Origin of the sequence: Paracoccus angustae (genome assembly GCF_042648745.1) — a bacterium.
Taxonomy (GTDB): Bacteria; Pseudomonadota; Alphaproteobacteria; order Rhodobacterales; family Rhodobacteraceae; genus Paracoccus; species Paracoccus angustae.
In genome coordinates, this window is the sequence record NZ_JBHRXY010000033.1 from 22,775 (window position 1) to 29,861 (window position 7,087).

The following is a 7,087-nucleotide window of genomic DNA, read 5'->3' on the forward strand; positions in this document are numbered from 1 at the left end:
GGGCGGCGGCACCCACGCCGCCGCCACTTCGGATCAGCGCGCGCCCGCCTCGACGCCCCGCATCGTCACCTCGACATTACTGGCATCGACAATCGCCGGGCCGGTCAGCACCGGATTGGTGGCCAGTTCGGTGCCAAAATCGATATGCGCCGCCAGCATGGTCGTGGCGAGAAAGGATTGCAGGTAGGGCTGCTGGTCAATGGCCATCTTCTGCGTTCCGTCCTGAATCCGGCCCAGCACCGATGGGCTGAGATCGAAGGTACCCAACATGACCGGACGCCCTGCCTGCTGAATCGCGATGGCCGCCGAATCCGAGGCCCATGCGGCGCCGGTGATGACGGCATCTATGGACGAATCCTTCAGCAATTCCGCCTTGATTGCCTCTGCCGTGGCAGTGGCATCGGAATCGATATTCGCGGGGGTCGGCAGGCGGACGACTTCTGCGCCATTCGCCTCTGCCCCCTCGGTCACACCATCGCAGCGGCTTTCCAGATTGACCGCGCCCGGCACATGGATGTGACACAGGATCTTTTTCGCGCCGTTCTGCGCCAGATACTCGCCACCCGCGACACCGGCCACAAAGTCGTCAGCACCGAAATAGTTGATGCCTTCGACATCCTTCTGATGCGCCGATCCCGAATTATAGACCATGATCTTCACACCCTGCTCGGCCGCTGCCTGCAAAGCAGGCAATTGTGCCTCGGGCACCCAGATCGGGATGGCAATTCCTTCGGCTCCCTGCCCGACCGCCGTATTGATCAGCCCGACCAGATCGGGACCGAAATTATCGTAGTTCTGCGTCGGCAGGTAATTGACCGAGCCACCGTTCGCTTCGACGACAAGCGCCGCCTGATCCACGCCTTTCTTGACGCGATTGAAGAATTCGTCATTGGCCGAACCCGCAATGACCGCGATATCGGCCGCCGGCAGCGCGGCCGCGGAAACGGCCAGCGCAGCTCCGGCCAGAAGGGCTTTCAGACCGAATTTGTTTGAAGACATTGGTTTCCTCCCTTTATGTCCGGGTTCATTATTCGTCCGACAGCAATCACCGGGACAGCCAAGGCATGATCGAAACCAATCAAGCGGTCGCAGTGCTTCAAATCGACTGCAACTGGAAATCGGCTGGCCTCACGGGCGCGACACGCCGAAGCAGTTCGACCGAACGCTCCAGCCCCTCAAGCGAATTCAGGATGATATCTTCGTGCTCGATCGACAGCCAGCCGTCATAGCCGCCCATTTTCAGCCGATAGCAGAATTGACGCCACCAGGTTTCATCATGCCCGATACCCAGCGTGATATATGACCAGGCGCGCGCCGGAATATCCGTCAGCCCGCCATTTTCCAGAAGGGTGGTCGTCGCCTGCACCGGCGCATTAAGCAGCGTATCCTTGGCATGGACATGATAGATCGCGCCGGCCAGCGCATCTGCGGCCATCAGCGGGTCGGCCCCCATCCAGAACAGGTGGCTGGGATCCAGATTGGCCCCGATCACCGGCCCGATCGCCTCTCGCAGGCGCAGCAGCGTCGGCACATTGTAGACGCATTGATTGCCATGCATTTCCAGCGCGATCCGTTCGACCCCGCATTCCCTGGCCAATGCGGCAATGTCGGTCCAGAACGGAATCAGCACCTCGTTCCATTGATAATCGAGGATGGCGCGCGTTTCCGGCGGCCAGCTTGAAACGACCCAGTTGGGCATGTCATCGCCTGCCTTGCCCGCAGGCAGGCCAGACATGGTGCAGACCGTCTTCAGCCCCATTTCGCCCGCGATCCGAATGGTGTCGCGCAAGCCTTCACCCTGCTGCTGCTCGGTCGGGTGTGTCGGGTTGCCATTGGCGTTCAGCGCGATGATCTCAAGCCCGCGGGCCTCGAATGCATCTGCAAAGGCCCGGCGTGCGGCAGCATCCGATTTCATCGCCGCCATATCGAAATGCGGGCCGGTGGACCAGCCGCAGGTATTGACCTCAACACCCTGTACGCCCATCCGGACAGCCTGATCCAGCAGTTCTTCGAAGGACAGGCCGCCAAGGCTGTCCGAAACAAAACCTATCTTCATAAGCATCCCTTTCGACTGCCCGTCCCTAAAGGTAAGTGGACACGGCGGGACACGCATTGGCGCGGCTGATTGCTTTCGATCAGAGCGCCGCCTATCCTTCGCGAAACCGGAGGAAACATGTCACGCAAGGTTACCCTGAAGGACGTCGCGGCGCGGGCAGGCGTCGGTTCGGCCACCGTCGACCGGGTCATCAACGAACGTGGCAATGTTTCAATAGAGGTCAGCCGCCGGGTGCTGCAGGCGGCGCGCGATCTTGGTCTGAAACGCATCCTCCCAGAACGCCACCACCGCACGATCCGTATCGAGGTGATGCTGGCCCGCCCCGAACTGCCGCTGATTGCACGAATGCGGCATGAGTTTCAGCGGCTGACAACGCTGCTGGATGCGTCGATCATCATCCATCGCACCATCCTGAAGGACGAACGCGCCGAGACCGTTGCCCGCGCCCTGCGTCGGACAAGCTGCGATGCAGTGATCGCGTACATGCCTGACGACCCGGTCATTCGCGAAGCGGTCGCTACGCTGCAAACGCGCGACATTCCGGTTGTGACGCTGATTTCCGATGTGCCGGGTTCGGCCCGCATCGCCTATGCCGGGCCGGATCATTTTCAGTCCGGACGCTCGGCTGCTTATTTCATGACGCAAATGGCGCGCACCGCAGGTCCCATCGCCGTGCTGTGCAATACACGCGAACTGCAATCCCACGACGACCGCATTCGCGGGCTTGAGGCCTATCTGACCGGCCACAGCACATTTTCCATTGCCGCGATTGTCGAGGGCCGCGACGACCGTGACCGCTCGGAAACGCGGCTGCGCCAGTTGTTCGCCGCCCATCCCGATATCGTCGCCGTCTATAATGTCGGCGCCGGGAATTTGGGCGTTGCGGCAGCCATCCGCGCCGATATCCTGACCGCGCGGCCGGTCTTTGTCGGGCATGAGCTGACACAGTACAGCGCCGCACTGCTGCGCGAAGGGATCATGTCGCTGACCATCGACCAGAACCCCGAATTGCAGGCCAGGGTGGCGGTCAATCACATCCTCAAGCATTTCGACTTTGCCGATCTGGGAGAGGATGATCACTACGACACCAAACCGCTGCAAGCGGTGCTGTACGGCCCTGAGAACATCCCCGAGGTCCCCCAAATCTGACCCCGGACACTGATCGTTTTCGATCATCAAACGCGCTTTCCTCCAGTCAGGCCCGTGCCACAACTGTCGTCGCGCTCATGAAGCGGCAGTGCAGAAATGTGAGGAAGGCGATGGCACAGATCAATCCGGTCAAATGGGGCATTCTCGGCGCCGCGCGGATCGCCGATGGCGCGGTGATCCCCGGCATGATCAACAGCGCCCATGCAACACCGGTGGCCATCGGGGCACGTGATCTGTCGCGGGCGCAAGCCATGGCCGACAGGCACAAGATCGCGCGGGCCTGGGGCAGCTATGACGAGGTCCTGACCGATCCTGATGTCGAGGCCGTCTATATCGCCCTGCCCAACCACCTGCATGTCGAATGGGCGCGCAGGGCGGCCGAGGCCGGCAAGCATGTGCTGATCGAAAAGCCCGGTGCCATGCGCGCGGACGAATATGCGGCGCTGGAAGGGATCGACCCGGCGCTGAAAGTCTCCGAAGCCTTCATGGTGCGCAACCAGCCCCGTTGGATACGCCTGCGCGAGATCCTGCGCGGCGACGAATATGGCGCACCGCTGACATTTTCATCGCTGCTGTCCTTCATGATGACCAATGATCAGGATTTCCGCCAAAAGCCCGAATGGGGTGGCGGTGCCTATTACGATCTGGGTTCCTATACCGCGATGGCTGCGCGCTATGTCTTCGACGCCGAACCCCGGCGCGTCATGGCGCTGATGCAGCGAAATGCCGCCGGGATCGATCTGTTCACCTCGGTCATCATGGATTTCGGGGATGGCCGTCAGGCGACGTTCATGGTCTCACTCGCCCAGGCATCGTCTCAGTCCATCCAGATCGTCTGTGAACGCGCTTTCATCACCCTGCCGCAGGCCTATGTCCCCTCGCGCAAGGAGCCGAACCTGATCCAGATTGATACCTCCGCCGATCATGCCAATTCGCAGATCACCACGCTCGAATTCCCGGCGCTGGATCAATATGAGGAAGAAATCACCAATTTTTCTCGCGCGATCCGGGGCGAGGATACCCCTTATTTCGATCTGCAAGACGCCCGCGCCAATGCCGCCATTTGTGACGCGGTGTTCGCGTCGGCGGAATCCGGCGACTGGGCCGATGTGAAAGGAGCCTGAGATGACAGTCAAGCTTGCCCTGATCGGCGCCGGCCGGATTGCCAATGTCCATGCCGATGCCATCGCCGCACATTCCGGCGCGGAACTGGTCGCCGTTACCGATGCGATGCCGGCCGCGGCACAGGCACTGGCCGCCCGCAGCGGAGCCGCCTTTCGCAGCACCGATGAGATCGCTGCGGATAACAAGGTGGACGGCGTGCTGATCTGCACCCCCACGGATACTCATGCCGATCTGATCGAAAAACTCGCCCGCGCCGGTAAACACATCTTTTGCGAGAAGCCGGTCGATCTGGATACTCTCCGCGCGCAGCAGGTCGTGGACATCGCCCGCGATGCAGGCGTGAAGCTGATGATGGGCTTCAACCGCCGCTTCGATCCGAATTTCGCCGCCGCCCGCCATGCCATCGACGCAGGCCGGATCGGCGCGGTCGAGATGGTGACGATCACATCGCGCGACCCCGGCGCCCCGGATATCGCCTATGCCGCGCGATCCGGCGGGATCTTTCGCGACATGACAATCCACGATCTGGACATGGCCCGCTTCATGCTGGGTGAGGAACCGGTCGCGGTATCGGCCCATGCCTCGATCCTGATCGAGCCGAAGCTGCGCGAAATCGGCGATTACGACAGCGCCACCGTAATTCTGGAAACTGCCAGCGGCAGGCAGGCCGTCATCACCAATTCCCGCCGCGCCAGCTATGGCTATGACCAGCGGGTCGAGGTGCATGGCAGCGAAGGTGTGGTCGATGTGGCCAATTTCCATGAAAACACGCTGCGGGTCGGGACAGCCGAGGGATATACCTCGGCACCGCTGATGAATTTCTTCATGACCCGCTATGTCCCGGCCTACGCCGCCGAAATCGCCGAATTCATCGCCAGCATCGCCGAGGACCGCCCACCATCGGCGAATGGCGAAGACGGAGTCATCGCGCTGCGGCTGGCCAATGCCTGTGTGGAGTCGGTGGAAAACGGGCGGCGGGTGACGGTTTGACTACCCGGACGGAGGAACTGGCCAGGCTGGTGCTGACGATCTGAGCCGGATGGCCAGTCCGCCTTGCTCAGATAGGCTGACGCATCGCTCGTGGTTTCAAGCCCGAAATCATCGAGGTGACCAAAGGCCCAGCCGCAACCCGGAACAGCGAAACAGGGCCGAAGCCGGATGACCGTCCTGAGGCGAGAGCTTCGCCTCAGGACTGACGCAAAGCAAGCGTATCACGCCTGCCAGTCCACCTTCACCGGCGCATTCCCGACACTGGCTGTCTGGATCGCATCCAGAACCTGCGCGGCGCGATATCCGTCTTCGATGCTGCCATTTTCAAGCGCCCGACCCTCGGCGACCGCCTCCAGAAACTCATGGATCAGATAGCCGAAAACCTCCGAATAGCCGATCGAGGCCAGATCATGCGGCACCGGCGCCAGTTGCCCGATATAGGCCGAGGATGGCCGGTTCGGCATCCGGACAAAATTCGACGGGCGGCCGGCCTCGAATAACGCAAGCTCGTAAAAGGACGGCATCTCAGTTGTAAACCGGGCCGTTCCTTTGGTTCCGTGAACCTCAACCGCAAGCCGGTTGCCCGATCCCACGGCGACCCGACTGGCCGAGACAAAGCCCTGCGCACCGTTCGCAAAGCGCAGGAGCCCCGACATCACATCGTCATTACCGACTTTGGCCATCTCATCCGACAGGTCGACATGCCCGTGCCCGGACGTCGCAGCTTTCGGCAGATGCCGCTCGGGCACGGAAATGGTCGAGATCGCACCCGTAACCTCGCTTATGTCGCTGAACATGAAGCGCGCCATATCGACCGCATGGGTTCCCAGATCCAGCAGCGCCCCCGGTCCGGCCTTGTCGAACTCATAGCGCCAGGAATGCGGCAGCATCGGATCCGCGGCGTAATCGCACTGAAACAGAACCGAGATCTGCACCGGCTTGCCCAGATCCCCCGTGGTCAGCCGTTTGCGTATATCGCTTAGCGCGGGAATGCGACGATAATTGAAAACCGTGCCCGAAACACAATCCGCCGCCAGAGCCGCATCCCGTACCGGACGCGCCTCTGCCGCCGACAGCGCCAGCGGCTTCTCGCAAAGCACATGCTTGCCGGCCTGCAAAGCCGAAAGCGTTACCTCGGTATGCAGAAAATTTGGAAGGCAGACCGAGACGACATGGATATCCGGATCGCCAATCACCTGTTTCCAGTCGCGGGCGGTTTTCCGGAAACTGTATTTGCGCGCCAGATCGCCTGCCAATGCCTCGTTCATATCGCAAACGCAACGCAGTTCCATGCCATCCCCGCCGAAGCGGTGGGCGAACTGACGATAGGCAGCGCCATGCGCACCGCCGATCATTCCCGCACCTATGATCGCAATTCCCAAAGATTTCATGACCGGACCCCTTCGCACCGAAATATCCGCTCAGATTAAAACCCCGGTGCCGACAATACCGTCCGGTCATTGATTGTTTCACATCAGGGCAGAGCACGGATCATCGACCGGCAGATCGAACCATCAACGGAAAACAGTGCCAGTTTCTGCGTTTGACCGGTCTCGGTGGCCCGTTTGATCGCCCGAAGAATACGCACATCGGCCAGCCCCTCGGTCGGGTCGAGATGCGGCGGCATTCCCGACAGGATACAATCGGAAAAATACTCGACCATACCCGCGAAATGATCGACCTGTAGATAGTGAACTGGCCCCCCTTTCGACCGGACACCAGGCATAACCATGGAGGCTTAGGCACATGCCTAAGCACGTGCTTATG

7 protein-coding genes are annotated in these 7,087 nt (G+C 61.0%); 3 read left to right on the forward strand and 4 right to left on the reverse strand.

What is annotated here, in order from left to right:
- Positions 1–33: 33 nt before the first annotated feature.
- Together ACFOM8_RS19250 and ACFOM8_RS19255 are read right to left on the reverse strand one after the other, a co-directional pair.
- Positions 34–999, reverse strand: coding sequence for a substrate-binding domain-containing protein (locus ACFOM8_RS19250; protein WP_377763892.1), 966 nt, complete (start codon positions 997–999; stop codon positions 34–36).
- Positions 1,000–1,096: 97 nt separating this feature from the next.
- Positions 1,097–2,056: a sugar phosphate isomerase/epimerase family protein gene (locus tag ACFOM8_RS19255; protein WP_377763893.1), complete on the reverse strand. Its 960-nt coding sequence runs from the start codon at positions 2,054–2,056 to the stop codon at positions 1,097–1,099.
- A gap of 117 nt (positions 2,057–2,173) precedes the next feature.
- Here ACFOM8_RS19255 and ACFOM8_RS19260 point away from each other — a divergent pair, with 117 nt between their 5' ends.
- The 3 genes from ACFOM8_RS19260 (at position 2,174) to iolG (ending at position 5,320) form a co-directional block, all read left to right on the forward strand.
- Positions 2,174–3,205 (forward strand): LacI family DNA-binding transcriptional regulator, encoded by a 1,032-nt coding sequence (locus ACFOM8_RS19260; protein ID WP_377763895.1) that lies wholly within the window; start codon positions 2,174–2,176, stop codon positions 3,203–3,205.
- 110 nt (positions 3,206–3,315) lie between these two features.
- Positions 3,316–4,329 (forward strand): Gfo/Idh/MocA family protein, encoded by a 1,014-nt coding sequence (locus ACFOM8_RS19265; RefSeq protein WP_377763896.1) that lies wholly within the window; start codon positions 3,316–3,318, stop codon positions 4,327–4,329.
- A 1-nt stretch (position 4,330) separates the two neighbouring features.
- A complete protein-coding gene (gene iolG / locus ACFOM8_RS19270; protein WP_377763898.1) occupies positions 4,331–5,320 on the forward strand; it encodes an inositol 2-dehydrogenase in 990 nt (329 codons plus the stop codon).
- A 221-nt stretch (positions 5,321–5,541) separates the two neighbouring features.
- Here the strand turns inward: iolG and ACFOM8_RS19275 are convergent, their stop codons facing one another.
- Positions 5,542–6,711: a Gfo/Idh/MocA family protein gene (locus tag ACFOM8_RS19275; RefSeq protein WP_377763899.1), complete on the reverse strand. Its 1,170-nt coding sequence runs from the start codon at positions 6,709–6,711 to the stop codon at positions 5,542–5,544.
- A gap of 83 nt (positions 6,712–6,794) precedes the next feature.
- Positions 6,795–6,983 (reverse strand): hypothetical protein, encoded by a 189-nt coding sequence (locus ACFOM8_RS19280; protein WP_377763901.1) that lies wholly within the window; start codon positions 6,981–6,983, stop codon positions 6,795–6,797.
- Positions 6,984–7,087 lie beyond the last annotated feature (104 nt).

Coding starts and splice junctions, on each gene's coding strand:
- ACFOM8_RS19280 (WP_377763901.1), bottom strand. CDS start 6,983: ATGGTCGAGTATTTTTCCGATTGTATCCTGTCGGGAATGCCGCCGCAT.
- ACFOM8_RS19265 (WP_377763896.1), top strand. CDS start 3,316: ATGGCACAGATCAATCCGGTCAAATGGGGCATTCTCGGCGCCGCGCGG.
- iolG (WP_377763898.1), top strand. CDS start 4,331: ATGACAGTCAAGCTTGCCCTGATCGGCGCCGGCCGGATTGCCAATGTC.
- ACFOM8_RS19255 (WP_377763893.1), bottom strand. CDS start 2,056: ATGAAGATAGGTTTTGTTTCGGACAGCCTTGGCGGCCTGTCCTTCGAA.
- ACFOM8_RS19275 (WP_377763899.1), bottom strand. CDS start 6,711: ATGAAATCTTTGGGAATTGCGATCATAGGTGCGGGAATGATCGGCGGT.
- ACFOM8_RS19250 (WP_377763892.1), bottom strand. CDS start 999: ATGTCTTCAAACAAATTCGGTCTGAAAGCCCTTCTGGCCGGAGCTGCG.
- ACFOM8_RS19260 (WP_377763895.1), top strand. CDS start 2,174: ATGTCACGCAAGGTTACCCTGAAGGACGTCGCGGCGCGGGCAGGCGTC.